This window comes from Pantoea sp. Mb-10 (genome assembly GCF_021272205.1).
Lineage (GTDB): Bacteria > Pseudomonadota > Gammaproteobacteria > Enterobacterales > Enterobacteriaceae > Pantoea.
This window is the reverse complement of sequence record NZ_JAJSDX010000011.1, coordinates 26,052-45,706: the sequence shown is the minus strand read 5'-3', so window position 1 is coordinate 45,706 and position 19,655 is coordinate 26,052. Positions and strand designations below refer to the sequence as shown.

Annotated in this window: 12 protein-coding genes; 6 read left to right on the top strand and 6 right to left on the bottom strand. The window is 58.8% G+C overall.

The genetic code is table 11. The features are described from left to right. Positions 1 to 2: 2 nt before the first annotated feature. The 3 genes from LU196_RS18840 to LU196_RS18830 all read right to left on the bottom strand — a co-directional run bounded on the left by LU196_RS18840 (position 3) and on the right by LU196_RS18830 (position 5,091). Positions 3 to 3,164 carry an efflux RND transporter permease subunit gene (locus tag LU196_RS18840; RefSeq protein WP_232760079.1) on the bottom strand — a complete coding sequence of 1,054 codons (3,162 nt, stop codon included), beginning with the start codon at positions 3,162 to 3,164 and terminating at the stop codon, positions 3 to 5. 2 nt (positions 3,165 to 3,166) lie between these two features. Next, positions 3,167 to 4,312, bottom strand: a complete 1,146-nt coding sequence (locus LU196_RS18835; protein WP_232760080.1) for an efflux RND transporter periplasmic adaptor subunit — start codon at positions 4,310 to 4,312, stop codon at positions 3,167 to 3,169. 140 nt (positions 4,313 to 4,452) lie between these two features. Next, positions 4,453 to 5,091, bottom strand: a complete 639-nt coding sequence (locus LU196_RS18830) for a glutamate racemase (RefSeq protein ID WP_232760081.1) — start codon at positions 5,089 to 5,091, stop codon at positions 4,453 to 4,455. Between the two features lie 148 nt (positions 5,092 to 5,239). Between LU196_RS18830 and LU196_RS18825 the strand changes: the two genes are divergently transcribed. Continuing rightward, a complete protein-coding gene (locus tag LU196_RS18825) occupies positions 5,240 to 6,706 on the top strand; it encodes a catalase (protein ID WP_232760082.1) in 1,467 nt (488 codons plus the stop codon). Between the two features lie 1,350 nt (positions 6,707 to 8,056). Then, on the top strand, positions 8,057 to 9,376 hold the full coding sequence (locus LU196_RS18820; protein WP_232757348.1) for an MFS transporter: 1,320 nt from the start codon (positions 8,057 to 8,059) through the stop codon (positions 9,374 to 9,376). Position 9,377: 1 nt separating this feature from the next. Here LU196_RS18820 and LU196_RS18815 read toward each other — a convergent pair whose 3' ends face one another. The 3 genes from LU196_RS18815 to LU196_RS18805 all read right to left on the bottom strand — a co-directional run bounded on the left by LU196_RS18815 (position 9,378) and on the right by LU196_RS18805 (position 13,942). Beyond that, on the bottom strand, positions 9,378 to 10,010 hold the full coding sequence (locus LU196_RS18815) for a DapH/DapD/GlmU-related protein (RefSeq protein WP_232757349.1): 633 nt from the start codon (positions 10,008 to 10,010) through the stop codon (positions 9,378 to 9,380). A gap of 226 nt (positions 10,011 to 10,236) precedes the next feature. Continuing rightward, positions 10,237 to 12,627, bottom strand: a complete 2,391-nt coding sequence (locus LU196_RS18810; protein WP_232757350.1) for a TIM-barrel domain-containing protein — start codon at positions 12,625 to 12,627, stop codon at positions 10,237 to 10,239. A gap of 10 nt (positions 12,628 to 12,637) precedes the next feature. Beyond that, entirely contained in the window at positions 12,638 to 13,942 is a 1,305-nt protein-coding gene (locus LU196_RS18805; protein ID WP_232757351.1) for an MFS transporter, read from the bottom strand. Between the two features lie 368 nt (positions 13,943 to 14,310). Here LU196_RS18805 and uxuA point away from each other — a divergent pair, with 368 nt between their 5' ends. From uxuA to uxuR, 4 genes are all read left to right on the top strand, one after another. Continuing rightward, positions 14,311 to 15,474 (top strand): mannonate dehydratase, encoded by a 1,164-nt coding sequence (gene uxuA, locus LU196_RS18800; protein WP_232757352.1) that lies wholly within the window; start codon positions 14,311 to 14,313, stop codon positions 15,472 to 15,474. Positions 15,475 to 15,501: 27 nt separating this feature from the next. Continuing rightward, positions 15,502 to 16,989, top strand: a complete 1,488-nt coding sequence (locus LU196_RS18795) for a fructuronate reductase (protein ID WP_232757353.1) — start codon at positions 15,502 to 15,504, stop codon at positions 16,987 to 16,989. Continuing rightward, positions 16,986 to 18,404 carry a glucuronate isomerase gene (gene uxaC, locus LU196_RS18790; protein ID WP_232757354.1) on the top strand — a complete coding sequence of 473 codons (1,419 nt, stop codon included), beginning with the start codon at positions 16,986 to 16,988 and terminating at the stop codon, positions 18,402 to 18,404. Before LU196_RS18795 ends, uxaC begins: the two co-directional genes overlap by 4 nt. Before the next feature lie 74 nt (positions 18,405 to 18,478). Next, a complete protein-coding gene (gene uxuR, locus LU196_RS18785) occupies positions 18,479 to 19,255 on the top strand; it encodes a Uxu operon transcriptional regulator (RefSeq protein ID WP_232757355.1) in 777 nt (258 codons plus the stop codon). The last annotated feature ends 400 nt before the right edge of the window (positions 19,256 to 19,655 follow it).

Below are 19,655 nucleotides of genomic sequence, written 5' to 3'. Positions count from 1 at the left end.
CGTTACGCCTCCGGGTTCGCTGCAGAGTGGGTGGTTGAGGCAGCGTCATGAGGCTTTGCCGGAAAGACGCGACGGACCAAAATAAAGAACAGCGGCACCAGGAAGATGGCCAGTAACGTGGCCGAGAGCGTGCCGCCAATGATACCGGTGCCAATGGCAATACGGCTATTGGCACCTGCGCCGGTAGCAATCGCCAACGGCAACACCCCGGCGGTAAAGGCTAATGACGTCATGATAATCGGGCGTAAACGCATTGTGGCCGCATGGATCGCCGCTTTCACCGGGCTCTCACCACTGCGGTAGCGCTCCTCGGCAAACTCAACGATCAGAATGGCGTTTTTCGCCGAGAGGCCAATGATGGTGAGCAGTGCCACCTGGAAATAGACATCATTCTCCAGCCCGCGCAAGGTGACGGCCAGCAGCGCCCCAATCACGCCCAACGGCACCACCATCATCACCGAAAACGGCACTGACCAACTCTCATACAGCGCGGCCAAACACAGGAAGACCACCAGCAACGATATGGCATACAGCGATATCGCTTGATTACCGGCTAGCTTTTCTTGATAAGAGAGGCCGCTCCAGGCAAACGTCGAGCCGGCGGGCAAGTCCGCCGCCAGCCGCTCCATCGCGGCCATGGCATCGCCGGAGCTTTTGCCAGCGGCCGCCGAGCCCTGAATCTCATAGGCAGCAAGGCCGTTGTAGCGCGACAGCACATCAGGGCCGTACATCCAGTTCGACGCGGCAAAGGAAGAGAACGGCACCATGGTGGTATTGCTGCTACTGTCACTGCCGCGCACATACCATTGGTCGATATCTTCCGGCTTACTGCGAAACGCTTCATCGCCCTGGATATAGACTTTTTTCACGCGGCCACGATCGGTAAAGTCATTGACGTAACTGCCACCCAGCGCTGCGCTCAGCGTGGTATTGATATCGCTCAGGGTGAGGCCCAGCGACTGTGCCTTGGCGTCGTCAATCGTTACTTGCAGCTGAGGCAAATCCGGCAGCGTATTGGCGCGCACCGCGCTCATCGCCGGATCGTGATTGGCCTTGGCAATCAACGTATCCCGCATTTTGAGCAGTTCATCACGCGTGGTGGCGCCCTTGCCCTGTAACTCGAAGGTGAAGCCGTTGGATTGCCCAAGCCCGGATACCGCGGGCGGCGACAGCACAAAAATTTGCGCGTCACGTACGTGCGACAGCGCGGCCATAGCGCGTCCGGCGATGGCGTCCGCGCTGTTCTCCGCGCCTTCACGATCGCGCCAGTTCTTCAAGGCGATAAACCCTACCCCGGCGTTTTGTCCGCTGCCGGCAAAGCTAAAGCCGTTTACCAGCATGCTGACGTTAACGTTGTGCTTCTCCTTCGTGGCGAAGTACGCCTGCACCTGACGACGCACCTCATCCGTCCGATTCTCCGTCGCACCGGGCGCTAATTGATACTGCACCATGATGTAGCCTTGATCTTCGGTCGGCAGAAAGCCGGTGGGCAAACGCATATAGAGCAACGCGCACCCCGCCAGCAGCACGCCATACACCAGCAAATAGCGCACGGAACGATGGACCACATGCCCGACGCCGTTTTCATAGCGTCGCTCAATGCGGGAATAGTGACGGTTAAACCAGCCGAAAAAGCCCGTCGTGCCGTGCTGTTCGCCGTGCGGTTTTAACAGGGTGGCGCAGAGCGCGGGCGTGAGCGTCAGCGCAACCAGCACCGACAGCACCATTGACGATACAATCGTGATGGCAAACTGCCGATAAATCACGCCGGTTGAGCCACTGAAAAACGTCATCGGTAGAAACACGGCGGAGAGCACCAGCGCAATGCCGATCAGCGCGCCGGTGATCTCACGCATCGATTTTTCGGTGGCCTGGCGCGGCGGTAACCCCTCCTCACGCATGACGCGCTCTACGTTTTCCACCACGACAATGGCATCGTCCACCAGCAAGCCGATGGCGAGCACCATACCGAACAGCGTTAAGGTATTAATGGAGTAACCAAACAGGGCCAGCACGCCAAAGGTGCCCAGCAGCACCACCGGCACAGCAATGGTGGGGATCAGCGTGGTACGGATATTTTGCAGGAAAATAAACATCACGATCACCACTAACACCATGGCTTCCACCAGGGTTTTAATCACCTCCTCGATGGAAATTTTCACAAAATCGGTGCTATCAAGCGGGTAAGCAATGTCATAACCTGCGGGCATGCTGCTGCGGAAGGTCTCAATGGTCGCTTTAACCTGCTCAGCGGTGGAGAGCGCGTTCGCGCCCGAGGCCAGCTGGATGGCGATACCGGAGGCAGGATGGCCATTGGCCAACACATTCGCGCTATAGTCCTCGGCCCCCATTTCAACGCGGGCGACATCTTCAAGCCGAACCACCGAACCGTCGCTTTGGCTTTTCAGCACAATCGCGCGGAACTGCTCCGGCGTTTGCAGTCGCGATCGGGATCGCACGGTCGCCACAAGCTGCTGTGTTGCGCTGGCGGGCTGCGCGCCTAACTGTCCCGATGAAACTTGGGTGTTTTGGCTCTCTAACGCGCTGGTGATATCCGATGGCATCAGGGAATAGGAGGCCAGCTTGGCCGGGTCCAGCCAAATGCGCATCGCATATTCAGCCCCAAACACCTGCACGCTGCCGACACCCGGTACGCGCGCCAGCGTGTCTTCCATATTACTGACCATATAGTCCGCCACGTCAGCGGAGGTGCTTTTGTTGGTTTTGTCGTAAAGGGCCAAAATCAGGAGGAAGTCGCTCTGCGCTTTTTCCACCGTCACGCCCTGTGACGTCACCGCTGAGGGTAAGCGGCTTTCTGCCTGTTGCACCTTGTTTTGCACCTGCACCTGCGCGATATCAGGATCGGTGCCCTGCTTGAACGTGACATTGATTTTCACCTGTCCCGTGGATGCGGTACTGGTGGCGCTAAAGTAGAGCAGCCCATCCAGCCCGGTGAGCTGCTGTTCAATCACCTGCGTAACGCTGCTTTCCAGCGTTTCCGCCGAGGCGCCGGTGTAGGTCGCCTTAATACTGATTTGTGGCGGGGCCACATCGGGATATTGCGCGATTGGCAAACTGCGAATGCTGATCGCGCCAAACAACATGATGCAGATGGCAATCACCCACGCGAAAACCGGGCGGCGAATAAAAAATTGGGCCAGCATAATCAGTGTCCCTCGCCGCTTGTGGCGGTTTTGTCGGCGGTGACGTCCACTGCATTGACCTTCATGCCCGCCTGAACTTTGCCCGTGCCTTCAACAATGACCCGGTCGCCGTTGTTCAGCCCGGAACCGATCAGCCACTTATCCCCCATGACCTGAAGCGTTTCCACCTCGCGGCTTTCGACGGTGTTTTGCTGATTGACCACCAGCGCAGTGGCGTTGCCCTTGGCATCGCGGGTGATACCCTGCTGCGGGGCCAGGATCGCATCGGTTTTCACGCCATTGGTGACCTTAGCACGCACGTACATGCCCGGTAGCAGCGTGTGCTCGGGGTTGGGGAACAGCGCACGCAGCGTCACGGTACCGGTGGATTCATCCACGGCCACTTCGGTGAGTTCCAACCTACCGGCGTGGGCATAAGACGAGCCATCCTCCAGCGTGACGGTCACTGGCACTGCGTCGCCCTTTTGCAAGGAGGCTTGCTGACGCTTCAGCTTGAGTAATTGCACGCTCGACTGCGTGAGATCGACGTAGATGGGATCCAACTGGCGGATAGTTGCCAGCGCCGTGGTCTGGCTGGCCGTGACCAGCGCCCCCGGCGTGACGGTAGAGATACCGATGCGGCCAGCGATCGGCGCGGTGATGCGGGTATAATTAAGATTAATGCGCGCACTTTCCACGGCAGCACGGTATTGCTCCACCGAGGCCACATTTTGCTGATAGGTGGCCAAGGCATCATCGGCGTCCTGGCGCGATACGCCATTCTCCTTCACCAAGGCCGCATAGCGCTGTGCTTTTAACTGGCTGCTTTTCACCAGCGCCTGCGCGTTTTTAAGCTGGGCCAGCGCCTGATCGTAGCTGGCCTGGTAGCTCGCCGGATCGATTTGATAGAGTACCTGACCCGCTTTGACCTCTTCACCTTCGGTAAATAACCGCTGCTTTATGATGCCATCAACCTGCGGCCGCACATCCGCAGTCATGCTGCCCGTCACGCGTCCCGATAGCGTGCTCTCCAGCGTGACGGATTGACTGTGCAACGTCATTACGCCGACTTCCGGCGTGCCTGAGGGCATTTGCTGCGCGCTCTTTTGATCGCAGGCCGCCAGCAATAACACCAGCCCCGCCATCACACTGCGTTGAAAAAGCTTCATGGATTATCCTGTAGTGAACGTTCATTCTCAGGATAAGTACTTTATCAAAGCGGTAAAAAACGGAGTGTCAGGAAAGCGAAAAGGTTTCGTATGCCGCACACATTGCACCACCGTGCCCGCGCGCGCAGGGGTGCGACTCGCTAACGACCAAGAAGAGCCTGCAGCGCTAACGCTGGAATAGTCAGTACAGGGAAAGCGCTATCTTTCCCTGCGATCGCCGCCGCCATAGAGACCTGCGCCAGTGCGACTTGCTTCGCGCCCTGCTGCCGACTTTGCTGCACGGCATCACGAATCAGTGCGTAATAGCGCGCCACCTCGCCTGCTTTAAAGGCGTCCCAGGCGTCCGGCACCAGGTGCACAGTAGGTTGACGCTCCGCAGGCAGAGACGCCGGACAAAAGAGCGCGCGCGTGGCCGTGAGCGTTGACGGCGCGGCACACAGCACCCGCGACGGTCCGCTGAGCTGGTGCAGCCGATCCGCCAGCATGCGATCGGTGCGATAGACGCGACAGCCCGTTTCTTGCATTGGAAATGTATCGGCCACCGCTCCGATCGTCGAACAGGTAATCAGAATGACGTCAAACCACGGCGTCAGGCTATGCAACAGCCGCGCAATATGCTGCTGCTGCGCCTGCGTCATGCCACCGCTCGCTTCTGCCTCCATCAGCAACTGAGGCATCACCATATGATTTAACGTCATCGGGCTTCCCACCCACTCATGGGCGGCAGCATCGAACAGCGCAATATTACTGGCGGCGGTGTGTAGGCAGGCAACGAGCATCAGCATTCCTTGTGTGTTCAGGGTTTTAAGGTTACGCCCCCCCATCTTTACACAAGTCTGCCTGACGCTCATCCTGACTTTATCAGCAAGCTCCGCGTCTGCTGCTACGCTTACTGTTCGCATTACCCCTATAAACGCTGGAGATATTATGAGCAGTGACGATCGCAAACCGACCACCACGGACGCTGGCATTCCGGTTGCCAGTGATGAACACTCCCTCTCCGTGGGCGCCGACGGCCCACTGGTGCTACATGACCACTATCTGATTGAGCAGATGGCCAATTTTAACCGGGAACGTATTCCGGAGCGTCAGCCACACGCGAAAGGCAGCGGTGCATTTGGGCATTTTGAAGTGACAGAAGATGTGAGTCGCTACACCAAGGCGGCGGTGTTTCAGCCAGGCACCAAAACCGATGTGGTGATGCGCTTTTCTACCGTCGCCGGTGAGCGCGGCAGCCCGGACACCTGGCGCGATCCGCGCGGTTTCTCCATCAAGTTCTACACCAGCGAAGGCAACTACGACATGGTAGGCAACAATACGCCGGTGTTCTTTATTCGCGATCCGATGAAGTTCCAGCACTTCATTCGCTCACAGAAGCGTCGTGCCGACAACAATCTGCGCGACAATGATATGCAGTGGGATTTCTGGTCGCTGTCGCCGGAATCCGCGCACCAGGTGACATGGCTCATGGGCGATCGCGGCATCCCCAAAAGCTGGCGTCATATGAACGGCTACTCCAGCCACACGTATATGTGGGTGAACGCGCAGGGTGAGAAGTTTTGGGTGAAATACCACTTCAAAACCGACCAGGGGATTGAATTCTTAACGCAACAGGAAGCCGATAAACTCGCCGGGGAAGACAGCGATTACCATATGCGCGACCTGTTCATGTCGATCAAAAACGGCCATTTCCCCAGCTGGACGCTCTACATGCAAATCATGCCGTTTGCCGATGCCGAAACTTACCGTTTTAACCCGTTTGATCTCACCAAAGTGTGGCCGCACAGCGATTACCCGCTGATCAAAGTGGGCAAGCTACAGCTGGATCGAAACCCCACTGATAACCATGCGCAGATTGAACAGGCGGCATTTGAGCCTAACAATCTGGTACCTGGGATCGGCCTGAGCCCGGATAAAATGTTGCTCGGCCGCGTCTTTGCCTACGCCGATGCACACCGCGCGCGCTTGGGTGTTAACTATAAACAGATCCCGGTGAATGCCCCACAGGCACCGGTTAACAGCTACAGCAAAGATGGCGCGATGCGCATTAATCCGGTAACCGATCCGGTCTATGCGCCCAATTCCAAAGGCGGCCCCAAAGCCGATGGCGATCGCTATCCCACCGATTCAACTTGGGAAGCCCACGGCGAGATGGTGCATGCACCCTACACCCTGCGCAAAGATGACGATGATTTTGGCCAGGCTAACACGCTGGTCAATAAGGTGATGGATCAGGCCGCGCGCGATCGCTTGGTTGAAAACGTCACCGGCCATCTGCTGAAAGGCGTGGAAGAGCCGGTGCTGTCGCGGGCATTTGAGTATTGGCGCAAGATCGATCAGGTTGTGGGCGACCGGATTGCCCAGAAAGTGCAGGAAGAAAGAGCTAAGCAATAAGATGTTTGGCGGGTTCAGGCCCGCCATGCCGGTTACTGGACCCTGAGCGGGGTCCGGCCGCTCAGCTGGTATGGCTCTGAGCGGTTTCCGGCCCGCTATGCCGGTTTTTAGTTGCACGGGCTCGCGCATTGGCCGCTGTGCTGGCTTGACCCTGAGCGGGTCCCGGCCCGCAAAGCCGGTATGACTATGAGCGGGTTCCGCCCGCTAACCGCACGGCAGTTTCAGCCGCCCCGCTGCGGCGTACGGGCAAAGGGCCGATGGGCGCGGCCCTTTGCAATCCGCGCCCTGCGCCAGCCTCCACTGTTCCCTCACTCCGCCGCAACGGCCTCAAGGACCGCGCGGATTCGCCATCCCTGGCTCATTCCGCGCTCTCAGCGGCATCCATGCCGCTTCGTCCTGGCCGTTACGCTCCGTTCGGCGCTCCGGATGGCGCTCAACACCTCGCCTTTAAGAGCCTTTTCTTGTTTTTGGTCAGGTATTGTCTGGTTGACCGCAGGCAGGTCTGCACAGACAGTGGCTGGCTGGAAAAGACAGAAGACAGAAACAAAAGACAGAAACGGCTTCTCGTTAACACTTCGCGGGCGGGAGATTGCTTAAAAGTCTTTTCCGCTACTCAGTGGCCTTAAAAGACGTAAAAACATAAAAGAAGGGTTTTGCTTAGCGCCGCGCGGTATGAATACACCTTAAAAGTCTTACCGCCGCGCAGTGGCTGCGAAAAACATAAAAGACTCACAGCGAGGGTTGCTGGGCGCCATCCCCACTCGCTGAACGACTGAAGGCTTCCAGGACGAGCGGCATGGATGCCGCGAGAGGCGGCGTTGAGCAGGAGCGAATCGACGCCGGTCCGTCAGGAAGGCTGAGGGAGTGAAGGCACCGCGCAGCGGCGAGTGGGGCTGGCGCAGGGCCGGGGAGTGCAGAGGGCGCGGCCTGGCGCCCTCTGCTCGGTCGCCGCTACGCGGCAAAGGCACCTGCCACAGCCTGTGGCGAACGAAAGTCGCTCCGTGCCAGCGAAAAGGCACGCCAGCCGCTGCCTGCGGCATAAGTCACGCCACTGCAAGTGGCAAAAGCACCTGCCGGTGCCATGGCGAACGAAATTTGCGCCGCGCCAGCGGAAAAGCACCCTGCCGCTGCCTGCAGCACAAGCCCCGCCACTGCAAGTGGCAAAAGCACCTGCCATTGCCATGGCGCCCCCTCTTGCACTAAAAAAGCGCATTCGCGCGCTAACCGACGCCCGTCCGACATGGGGTGCGCCCGCCTGCCCCGGCGCACGCCGTTCAATTGTGATGTTCGTCATGTTTTGGCATCAGCTTTGCTTACCTATTTCTGTGTATTTTTCTCAGGAGCTGCGTAATGACGCCGACATCTACCCGCTATACCATTTTTTCGCTGCTGTTTCTGGTTGCGCTCATTAACTATGTCGATCGCGGCGCACTGTCGTTTGCGGCTAACGCGATTTCACAGGCCTATCACTTTAACAAGGTACAGCTTGGCGCCGTACTGGGTTATTTTGGCTTTGGCTATCTGCTGGGATCACTGTGCGGCGGCTTTCTCGCCGATCGCCTCGGTACCAAAAAAGTGTGGCTGATGGCCGGCATTCTCTGGTCGCTGCTGGAGATAGCCACCGCATGGGCCGGCGATATTGGCATAGCGATGTTTGGCGGGTCCGCCATTATGGGGTTCGCCGCGATGCGCATTCTGTTTGGCATCGCGGAAGGCCCCGCTTACGCGCTGATGAATAAAACCATTGCCCACTGGGCACCGGATAATGAACGCGGTTTCGCCCTGGGGATTGGTTTACTGAGTACGCAAGTGGGATCGCTATTGACCGCGCCAATTGCCGTGGGCCTGCTGCTGCTGACCGATGACTGGCGCATGATGTTTATTCTGCTCGGCGGCATATCGCTGCTGGCCATGCTGCTGTTTGCTCGCTATTTCACCGATACGCCCGAGCAGCATCCACGTGCCAACGGTGTGGAGCGCGCCCTGATCGCCACCGGACAGCGGCGCGAAGGCCGTGACGATGCCGCGCTGCCGTGGTGGCGCTTCTTTACCAACCGCACGCTGGTGTGCAACGCGCTGGGTTACTTCAGCTTCCTTTACATCACCTTCACACTAGTGACCTGGCTGCCAAAATACCTGCAGGACACCTTCCATTACGATTTGCACTCGCTTTGGTATGTGGCGATGATTCCGTGGAGTGGCGCCTGCCTGACCGTGCTGCTCGGCGGCCGCATTGCCGATCGCCTCTTGGCGCGCTACGGTAATTTGCGCCTGGCACGCAACGTCTTTGCCGCCGTGACGCTGTGCGCGACGGCCTGCTGCTTTATGGCCATTCCGTGGATGGGATCGGCGGCGGGGATTATCGCGTTAATGACGCTGGGCAATGCGCTAAACGCGCTGGTCAATAACGTGTATTGGTCTGTGGTGATCGATGTGACGCCGAAGGCCTCCGTGGGGGCCTTCAGCGGCATGACGCTGGCTATCGCGAACCTGGCCGCGATCATTTCCCCCATGCTCTGCGGCTGGCTGGCAGAATATTACGGCTATGACGCGATGTTCACCGTCACCGCCTGTATTGCGCTGGGCAGTATGGTCGCGATGACCCTGTTACAGCCTGAGAAACCGCTGCAGGCCGAACACGCTGCGGTCGCCGCGCGCCCGGCGCTATAAATTACACCGCGTGCCGCTGGCAGAACGCGGCGATATCTGGCGATTGAAAATCCGCCAGATGCGCCATCAGTTTCTCCAGCGGCCAGTTCCACCACGCAATGGCCTGTAGCTGGGCCGCAATCTCCGGGGCAAAACGCGGGCGAATCACTCTGGCAGGCACCCCGCCCACCAGCGTGTAAGGCGCCACATCTCGCGTCACCACCGCGCCGGCTGCCAACACTGCACCGTCGCCGACGCGCACGCCAGGCAGCACAATCACGCCGTGTCCTATCCACACATCGTTGCCAATGATCACGCGATCGGCCCGACGCTGGGCAAAGAAGCCGCTATCGCGCTGCGCCTGCGCATCGTAATACTCAGGACAATAGGTGAATCGATGCTGTGCGGGGCGATCCAGCGGGTGATTGGGCGCGCCAATGCGCACGTAGTTGGCCATCGCCGTGAAGCGGCCAATGTGCGCATCGGCAATGCAGCAGTGTTCACCGAGGTAGGAAAAATCACCCACCTCACTGTACTCAAGGTAACTGTGCGCGAGGATTTCACACTGTGCGCCGATGCGGGTATCGCGCATCCGCACGCTGGCATCAATCACGGTATGCTGCAATTTTGCAGCCTGTACAGCAGCAAGGGCCATAGGGTGCTCCATGTCGATCCAATCTGGACCACAGCGTCTGTTTGACATTACCCCGTGAAGATATCCCTTAGAGATGACAGAAAGATAACGGTACAACGCGGCGGCGCGCCCTTCGCAAACCAGGGGGCGTTAAAGGCGGGGTTGCAGCGCCCCCGCACGCAAGAGATTACGTGCCCTATGCCACCGCTAGCGTCCGTGACGTAAACGCCGTCACGGACGGTGTCGCTTAGTGAGCGATATCGGCGAGGAGGATCTGCCGGTGCGCCGCGTCAACGCGCTGACCGTGGATATAGAGCGCACGCTGTTCTGCCGCGGGCAGCGTGATATCCAGCGTTTGCCAGGCAGGTTGGTAGTCCCCTTCACGCCGAAAACTTAAGTGAATGGCCTCTGCGTCACAGCGCATCTCCCAGCGCAACCACAGCGCGTGGCCCTGCTGATAGCCCCAGGATTCGCCATCGTCTTCAAACAGCTCACCCTCGCTTGCGCCGTTGCCCGGCAGCGGGTAGAGCTGCAGGGTACGGCGATCGTCCGCTGCGGCGTCCACGTGCCGCAGGCGATGGCTCAACGGCAGTCCGGCTCCGGCGCGTACCAGCATCGGCTGCGATTCCAGCGGCGCAGGCAGCGTGATCCACTGTCCGCCGCTGTACCACTGCTGCGTGGCGAAGTCATACCAGCCCGCAAGATTGTCCGGCAGCCATAAGCGACGCGTTCGCTGACCCGGCTCAACCACGCTGGCCACCAGCAGATCGCGCCCCAGCATGAACTCGTCGCACGCCTCAAAGGTCTGCGCATCGTGCTCGTGATCGAGGAAGGTAGGTCGCAGCATGGGTTCATCCTGCGCATGGGCCTGCCACAGCAGCGTATAAAGGTACGGCAACAGCCGATAGCGCAGCTCAATGGCCGCGCGAATGGCTGGCGTCACCGCCGGATACATCCACGGCTCATTCACCGTGCGATCGTCATTCCATGAATGAATGGTAAAGCGCGGATGCATCACACCGTTTTGCACCCAGCGCACAAAGAGTTCGGCGTCCGGCTTATCTCCAGAGAAACCGCCGACGTCATGCCCAACGTTATAGAGGCCGGAGAGACTCATGCCCAGCCCCATGCGGATGTTGTAGCGCAGCGAGGTCCAGTTGGTGCGGTTATCACCGCTCCAGGTTTGCACGTAGCGCTGCATGCCAGCGCAGCCAGAGCGAGAAATCAGAAACGGACGCTTGTGCGGCGCGAAGCGCTGCTGCGCTTCCATGGAGGCGCGCATCATCAACAGCGGCATCACCGGACGAATGTGTTTAATGGCGATCGGCGAACCGAAGCCGTAGCAGCGCGCTTCGCCGTCCCACACTTCGTATTCGTTGTTGTCGTTCCAGGTGCTGTCGATGCCCTTCTCCAGCAGCTGCCGGGTCACGTTGTCCTGCCACCAGGCAATGGCATCAGGATGGGTAAAATCAAGATGTGAACCTTCATCATCCCAAAACACCGAGCGTTCAGGCGCATCGCGCTCTGAATCACGCACGAACAGGCCCTGCGCCGCCACCTCGCGGTAGCGCGGATGATCTTGCAGCAGGCAGGGTTTGATGTTCGCCGCAAGGCGCAGCCCCGCCTCGTGAAACGCCTGACTCATGGCCTCCGGCTCAGGCACTTTGTCGTGGTTCCAATGAAACACGTAGCGTTTGTCGTTGATCGAGGTATAACCCGATGAGAGCTGGAAGGAGTCGCAGGGGATCTGATGCGCCTCGCACAGACGAATGAAGTTCATGAGTTGCTGCTGCGCATCGGGTGCATCGGTGTAATGCATGGTTGACCCGCTGTATCCCAGGCTCCATTTAGGCCCAAACAGCGTTTTTCCCGTCAAACGTACAAAAGCTTTGGTGACGTCCAGCACCTTTTCCCCGACAAACAGATAGTAATCAATGTCCCCGCTTTCGGCCTGCCAACGCCGATAGGGCTGATGGTAATTATCCAGTTCATTGCCGAGATCGAACCAGCTGCTGCTGAGGTTATCGTAAAACAGGCCAAAGCTGATGTCGCTGCGGCGCGTGAGGGTGAACGGCACGTGCTTGTAAAGCGGATCGGTGGAGGACGCGTCATAGCCCATGGCATCGAGATTGCGCATTTCATAACGGCGGCCATTGCGCTGTAAGTCGCCCGTCTTTTCGCCCAGACCGAAATAGCGGTCGTCTGGCCCGCGCTGCTGATAGTGCGCCACGCCGTCGCCGTGCGCATTGAGCTGATAAGCGCTGGTGGGGCGATCGCGCGCCAGCAGCTGCCAGTGGCCTTCACGGTCGCGGTAGTGCCACTCCAGCGCCAGCGGACGCTGTACGACCACGCGCAATACGTCCGTGCTGAGGGTCAGGCGGTCGTCCTGCTCCTCCAGCGTAAACGCCGGCAGCGTGAAGCCCGCCAGGCTCTCACGCGGACGCCCTTCCCAGGGCACATCGCTTTCAGGCGCAATACTCCAGGTGCGATCAAGGCTAAATGCCCCTTCTCGTTTCACCGCGACGCGGAACAGTCCCGCCTCCAGCACGTAAATACACAGGGTGTGCTTATCATCTACGGTAAGCGCAACATGATGGCTGTCGGCATGCGTAACACACCAATTTTTCAACGTTTTCATCGTTACCTACTTAATTCAGTCGCTGCGCGCGACGTTCAGCAATAAAAGCGATCAGGAAGAGTGCGCCAATCAGGTCAAAGAACCCCATGGCGACAAACAGCGGGTTAAAGCCAATTTTGTCGGCGGTGACGCCGATCACCAGCGAGAAGAGAAAGCTGGAGATCCAGGCAAACGAGCCGCGCATTCCATTGACCGTGGCCATCTGGCCTTTGTCGAATTTCTCCACCACCAGCGCGCTTAACATGCAGGAGATAATCTGGTGGCCAAAGCCGCCGATGGAGATCAGCGCAATGGCGACATACGGGCTTTTGGTCATGGCCACCAGCGCCAACGACAGCATCAAAAACGCGCCGGTCACGGAGCTGGCGACCACGGAATTCACCTGCGTAAAGCCAAACATTCGGGTATAGACCCGCGTCAAATAGCCGCTCGCGGCACTGCCCAGGTCGGCCGCGAGGAAAGGCAACCAGGCAAACATCGCGATCTGTTTAAGATCCATGCCCAAATCTTTCGCCAGATAAAGCGGCACCCAGAAGCTCAGCACGCCCCACGCCGGTTCCGCCATAAACGCCGGGATGGCAATGCCATAGAAACGTTTGTTTTTTGACACGGTTTTTAGCGCGGTAAAGAACGGTAACTTCACGGCAGGCGGTTCATTGTCCTGACGAATGAAGGCCAGCTCATCCTGACTCAAATTTCCGTGACGCTCGGGGTCGCGGTAGAACAGCCACCACAGCACCACCCACGCCAGCGCGAGGCCACCGCTAAACAGAAAAGCACCTTGCCAGCCAAAGGAGGCGTGAGCAAAGTAGATAATGGGCGGTGCCAGCATGGCGCCAATAGAGAAGCCGACGCCAGCCCAGCCTGCGGCAATGGGACGCTCCTTGCGCGGAAACCACTCACCAATCACTTTGGCGTTGGCTGGCGTGGCCGCCGCCTCGGCGCCTCCCATCACAAAGCGCAGTATCGCCAGATGCAACCAGCTGGCCGCACCGGCGTGCATCAGACAGGCCAGCGCCCAGATAGCGGCGCAAATAAAGAAGCCAAGCTTCAGGCCAATCACGTCAATTAGCCAACCACAGATGGGCTGGAAGAAGGTGTAGGCCAACTGAAAGGCCCCCACAATCCAGGAGTATTGTTCGGTGGTGATGCCGAGGCTGGTCTTCAGCTCCGGCGCTAAAATGCCCAGCGAGTTACGCGTGATGTAGTTAACCGTCACGCCGGCTAAAAACAGCACGAGCACCCACCAGCGCAGGTTACGTATGGCGCGTCGTGTACCGACGGCGGTGATCCCCGGATCTAAACTGCGGTTCATTGGATTCTCCCTTTTTATTGACCGTGTGCGTTTCACACGCTCGCCGGCGCCTTGGTTGACCAATTTCGATTGGTGCCGTCGAGCGTCTCACGGCGCTTGTCTGGTGTCGTCAGGATGCGATGCTGTTAGCTGTCACCTCTCCTCCGACCGGAGTGAAACACAGATAAAACAAGGGGTCGTCATGCGATGATGGCTTTTGTGATCTGGTTAACCAAAATGGTTGGCTTGGTTGACATTCACCGCTAAAGCGCAGAACGTGAGCCATCACCGTCCTGTTACGCTGTTTTTTTGGTGTGACACGCAAAACGAATAGTCAACCAATTTAATGTCGTGTTAAGGCATCGCTCAACACGACAGGAGGAATCAACATGCAGCAAACCTGGCGCTGGTACGGCCCAAAAGACCCTGTTTCACTTGCTGATGCGCGCCAGGCTGGTGCGACCGGCATCGTGACCGCGCTACACCACATCCCTAACGGCGAAGTGTGGCCCGTGACGGAAATCATGACGCGTAAGGCGGAGATTGAAGCGGCCGGACTGGTATGGGCAGTGGTAGAAAGCGTGCCTATCCACGAGGAGATCAAGACCGGCAGCGGGGATGCGAAGCAATGGATTGCCAACTACCAGCAGTCGCTGCGTAACCTGGCGCAGTGCGGCATTCGCACCGTGTGCTACAACTTCATGCCGATTCTCGACTGGACGCGCACCGACTTAGCCTATGCCCTGCCCAATGGCGCCAAGGCACTGCGCTTCGACCACATTGAATTTGCCGTGTTTGAGCTGCATATTTTGCAGCGCCCCGGCGCGGAGCAGGATTACACTGCCGCTGAAATCGACGAAGCCGCAGCGCGTTTCACCAGCATGAGCGATGCGCATAAACAGCAACTGACGCGCAATATCATCGCCGGTTTGCCCGGTGCTGAAGAGGGATATACGCTGGACCAGTTCCGCGCCCAGCTGGCGCGTTACGACGGCATCGATAAAGCCCGGCTGCGTGAAAACTTTGCCACCTTCCTGCGCGCTATCGTGCCGGTCGCTGAAGAGGTGGGCGTGCGCATGGCGGTGCATCCAGACGATCCGCCGCGGCCTATCCTGGGTTTACCGCGCATTGTTTCCACCGCAGAAGACTTACAGTGGATGATCGATACCGTCAGCAGCCCGGCGAATGGCTTCACGCTGTGCACAGGCTCTTATGGCGTACTGCCGGAAAACGATCTGCCAGGCATGATCCGCCGCTTTGGTCCGCGTATCTATTTTCTCCATCTGCGAGCGACTCAGCGTGAGGCGAATCCAAAAACGTTTCACGAAGCGGCCCACCTTGAGGGCGACGTGGACATGTTTGCGGTGATCAAAGCCATTGCGGAAGAGGAGCGGCGCCGCAACGCGGCGATCCCCATGCGTCCAGACCACGGCCATCAGATGCTCGACGACCTGCATAAGCAAACCAACCCAGGTTACTCGGCGATTGGCCGACTCAAAGGCCTGGCGGAAATCCGCGGCGTTGAACTGGCTATCCACCGCGCCTTTTTCTGAACTCAAGCGTGCCGAAACGGAGTCACTATGGAACTTAACCTTGCCCATCCCGATGCCGCACTCACGGTGCCCCGCCCTGCCTGGCATCGCACGCGCCTGGTGCCGCGGATCGTACACATTGGCTGTGGCGCATTTCATCGCGCGCATCAGGCGGTGTATCTGCACCGGCTGCTGGCGAGCAGCGACTGTGACTGGGGCATCTGCGCAGTGAATTTGATGTCCGAGAGCGGTAAACGGCTGGTTGAACAGCTGCGCGAGCAGGCGATGCTTTATAGCGTGACGGAAAGCGGCGAGAGCGGGCAGACACAAACGGTCATTGGCGCGATTAAAGAAGCGCTGCATCCGGCCCTGGACGGCGTTGACGCGATTTTGCACACGCTGGCCCGCCCGGAAACGGCGATCGTGTCCTTAACCGTCACCGAAAAAGGCTACTGCGTGAATCCCGCCAGCGGCAAACTCGACGGCCACCACCCGCTGATCCAGCACGATCTCAGCGATCCCGGCACACCAAAGTCTACCGTGGGCTTTATTGTTGAAGCGCTGCGCCTGCGCCGCGATGCGGGGCTGCCGGGCTTTACTGTGCTGTCATGTGATAACCTGCGCGAAAATGGCCATGTGGCGCGAGCCGCCGTGGTGGGGCTGGCGCAGCTGCGCGACCCGACGCTGGCGGCATGGATTGAAGCGCAGGTGACGTTCCCCTGCACCATGGTGGACCGCATTGTTCCCGCCGTGACCGAAGAGACGCAGCAAGAGATCGCCGCCCTACTCGGCGTTAACGATCCTTGCGGCGTGCTCTGTGAGCCATTTAGTCAGTGGGTCATTGAAGATAATTTTGTTAACGGACGCCCGGCGTGGGATCGCGTCGGGGCACAATTGGTCGCCGATGTGGCGCCGTTTGAATTGATGAAGCTGCGCATGCTCAATGGCAGCCACTCGTTCCTCGCCTGGCTGGGCTTTCTCGCCGGCTATTCCACGGTGGCGGAAACCATGCAGCAGCCAGCCTGGCGACGGGCAGTGCGCGCGCTGATGCTGAATGAACAGCGTCCTACACTGCGAATGCCTGACGATATCGATCTTGATGCCTATGCCGATGCCTTACTGTCGCGCTTCAGCAATCCCTCGCTGCGTCATCGCACGGCGCAAATCGCCTCTGACGGCAGCCAGAAGCTGCCGCAGCGGATGCTGGACAGCGTGCGCTACCACTTACAGCACGGCGGTGACTACCGCTGTCTGGCCTTGGGTGTCGCGGGCTGGATGCGCTATGTGTTGGGCGAAGATGAGCACGGTGAACCTTATGAAGTGGTGGACCCGCTTTATGTCACAGTACAGCAGATCAATCAGCAGCACCCCGATGGGCGTGACAGGGTCACGGCACTGTTAGGCCTGCGTGCGATCTTTTCCGATGATCTTCCCGCGCATGCAGCGTTTGTTGAGACGCTACAGAACGCCTATGCCGCTTTATGTCAGCACGGTGCGCAGGCCGCCGTCGCCGCCCTCTTCCCGGAGGACCAATGAAACCCTTTATGGATGACGATTTTCTGTTGCAGAGCCCGGTTGCCTGCCGCCTGTACCATGATTACGCGGCCGCGATGCCGATTTACGACTATCACTGCCACCTCAATCCACAGGATATTGCGGAAGATCGGCAGTTTGCCAACCTGAGCCAGATTTGGCTTGAAGGCGATCACTATAAGTGGCGTGCGATGCGCGCGGCGGGCGTGGATGAATCCCTGATCACGGGCAACACGCGCAGCGATTACGACAAATACCTGGCCTGGGCGCATACGGTGCCCAAAACGCTGGGGAATCCGCTGTATCACTGGACGCATCTGGAGCTGCGCCGCCCGTTTGGCCTCTGCAACACGCTGTTGGGTCCAGATACCGCAGAGACTATTTGGCACGCCTGCGCTGAGCAGCTGGCAACGCCCGCCTTTTCAGCGCGCGGCATTATGCGCCAAATGAACGTCCGCATGGTAGGCACCACCGACGATCCTCTCGACAGCTTGCAGCACCATCGGGCGATTGCGGCTGACCGCGCGTTTGATATTGAGGTCGCACCCAGCTGGCGACCCGACAAAGCCTTTAAGATTGAGCTTGAGGGATTCGTTGACTATCTCACGCAACTGGAAGCGGTAGCCGATATCGCCATCGACGGCATCGCGTCCCTGCGCGCGGCGCTGTTGCGTCGGCTGGACCACTTTGCTGCCCACGGCTGTCGCGCGTCCGATCACGGCATTGAAACGCCGCGTTTCGCGCCCGTGCCGGATGACCGCGAGCTGGACGCGATTCTCACGAAACGGCGGCGCGGTGAGGTGCTCACAGAGGAGGAGATCGCCCAGTTCAGTACCGCCCTACTGGTATGGATGGGCGGTGAATACGCCCGCCGTGGCTGGGTGATGCAGCTGCACATCGGTGCGATCCGCAATAACAACAGCCGCATGTATCGGCTGCTGGGACCGGATAGCGGTTTTGATTCTATTGGCGATGATCCGGTGGCGCGGCCGCTGTCGCGGCTGCTCGACGCGATGGACAGCAACAATCAACTGCCTAAAACCATTCTTTACTGCCTGAATCCGCGCGACAACGAAGTGCTGGCCACGCTGGCAGGCAATTTCCAGGGCGGCGGTATCGCCGGAAAAGTGCAGTTTGGTTCGGGCTGGTGGTTCAACGATCAGCGTGACGGTATGTTGCGACAGCTAGAGCAGCTGGCGCAAATGGGTCTGCTGAGCCAGTTTGTTGGGATGCTAACCGATTCGCGCAGTTTCCTCTCGTATACGCGGCATGAATATTTCCGGCGCATCTTGTGCAATCGCCTTGGCGAGTGGGTGCTGCAGGGCCTGGTGCCGCATGATGAAGCGATGCTGGGCGAGTTGGTCAAAGCGGTCTGTTTCACCAACGCCCAGCGCTACTTTACCCAGAAGGCGGCTTGAACACCGCGCCCTGTGCTATAGTGCCGGGCGCATCAATCCGTCCCATGACTTCTTTAATCAGCAGATTACGCCTTATGAAAACACCGGTTTCGCCGCAGCGCCCTTATCAGGAAGTGGGAGAAATGCTGCGCAACATGATTACGCAAAAGCAGGTTGCCGTAGGTGAACGGTTGCCGCCCGAGCGCGAACTGGCGCAGCAGCTGAACGTGACGCGCACGCTGGTGCGCGAGGCGCTGATCATGCTGGAGCTGGAGGGCTTGATAGAGGTGCGGCGCGGTGCGGGCATTTACGTGATCAACGACGCGCCAGTGGCACGCGCCGCAGTCCCTAGCGCCAGCAACGATGCCGGCCCGTTTGAAATGCTGCAGGCGCGACAGCTGCTGGAAAGTAACATCGCTGAGTTTGCGGCGCTGCAGGCAACGCGCGACGACATCGTTAAAATGCGGCAGGCGCTGGCGCTGGAAGAGCGCGAGCTGGCGCAGGCCACCGTGGACCAAAGTGAGGATGGCGATCGCAACTTTCATTTAGCGATTGCCGAAGCCACGCACAATAGCATGCTGGTGGAGCTGTTTAAGCAATCCTGGCAGTGGCGCGAAGATAATGTCATGTGGAGCCAGCTGCACCGCCATCTGGTGGATAGCGATTACCGCAAACAGTGGCTTGAGGATCACAAAAAGATTTTGGCCGCCTTGATCAAAAAAGATGCGCGAGCGGCAAAGCAGGCCATGTGGCAGCACCTGGAGAATGTTAAACAGCGCCTGCTGGAGTTTTCCGACGTGGATGATATCGACTTTGACGGCTATCTGTTCGATTCCTGGCCGCTGCACTCGTCGCTGACGCCCGATCGCTGAGCGGCACAACGTTAAAACCGTCACGCGAAAAAAGGCGGAGGGGTGAGCTCCGCCTTGTTTCAAGTTCCGGTCAGTGCGCCTGACCGGTCAGTTGCAAAAGGGCAACGATGATTTGCAGGATCACCCGGATCAGATCCAGGATTAACCGAACAAGTTCCATCACTTTCCTTCTCCTCTGACAGGAGCGCGCCTTTCAGCTACCGGGGCTTTGACTCCACCCGCCGACGGCCTGAGCACATCTGTGAGGAGTGCTGAGCGGCTCTCATGGTAAAAGCCACAGGCCAGCACCACCTGAAACCTGCCGGGATTTACTATCCGCGCCCCTGGGAGTCATCAGAAAACCAATGAGGTCGCGCTCATCACTCAACACATGTATAAACATACAGTATTTTAGCGAAAC

Coding starts and splice junctions, on each gene's coding strand:
- LU196_RS18805 (WP_232757351.1), bottom strand. CDS start 13,942: ATGAACCGCAGTTTAGATCCGGGGATCACCGCCGTCGGTACACGACGC.
- uxaC (WP_232757354.1), top strand. CDS start 16,986: ATGAAACCCTTTATGGATGACGATTTTCTGTTGCAGAGCCCGGTTGCC.
- LU196_RS18815 (WP_232757349.1), bottom strand. CDS start 10,010: ATGGCCCTTGCTGCTGTACAGGCTGCAAAATTGCAGCATACCGTGATT.
- LU196_RS18835 (WP_232760080.1), bottom strand. CDS start 4,312: ATGAAGCTTTTTCAACGCAGTGTGATGGCGGGGCTGGTGTTATTGCTG.
- uxuA (WP_232757352.1), top strand. CDS start 14,311: ATGCAGCAAACCTGGCGCTGGTACGGCCCAAAAGACCCTGTTTCACTT.
- LU196_RS18810 (WP_232757350.1), bottom strand. CDS start 12,627: ATGAAAACGTTGAAAAATTGGTGTGTTACGCATGCCGACAGCCATCAT.
- uxuR (WP_232757355.1), top strand. CDS start 18,479: ATGAAAACACCGGTTTCGCCGCAGCGCCCTTATCAGGAAGTGGGAGAA.
- LU196_RS18825 (WP_232760082.1), top strand. CDS start 5,240: ATGAGCAGTGACGATCGCAAACCGACCACCACGGACGCTGGCATTCCG.
- LU196_RS18840 (WP_232760079.1), bottom strand. CDS start 3,164: ATGCTGGCCCAATTTTTTATTCGCCGCCCGGTTTTCGCGTGGGTGATT.
- LU196_RS18830 (WP_232760081.1), bottom strand. CDS start 5,091: ATGCTCGTTGCCTGCCTACACACCGCCGCCAGTAATATTGCGCTGTTC.
- LU196_RS18795 (WP_232757353.1), top strand. CDS start 15,502: ATGGAACTTAACCTTGCCCATCCCGATGCCGCACTCACGGTGCCCCGC.
- LU196_RS18820 (WP_232757348.1), top strand. CDS start 8,057: ATGACGCCGACATCTACCCGCTATACCATTTTTTCGCTGCTGTTTCTG.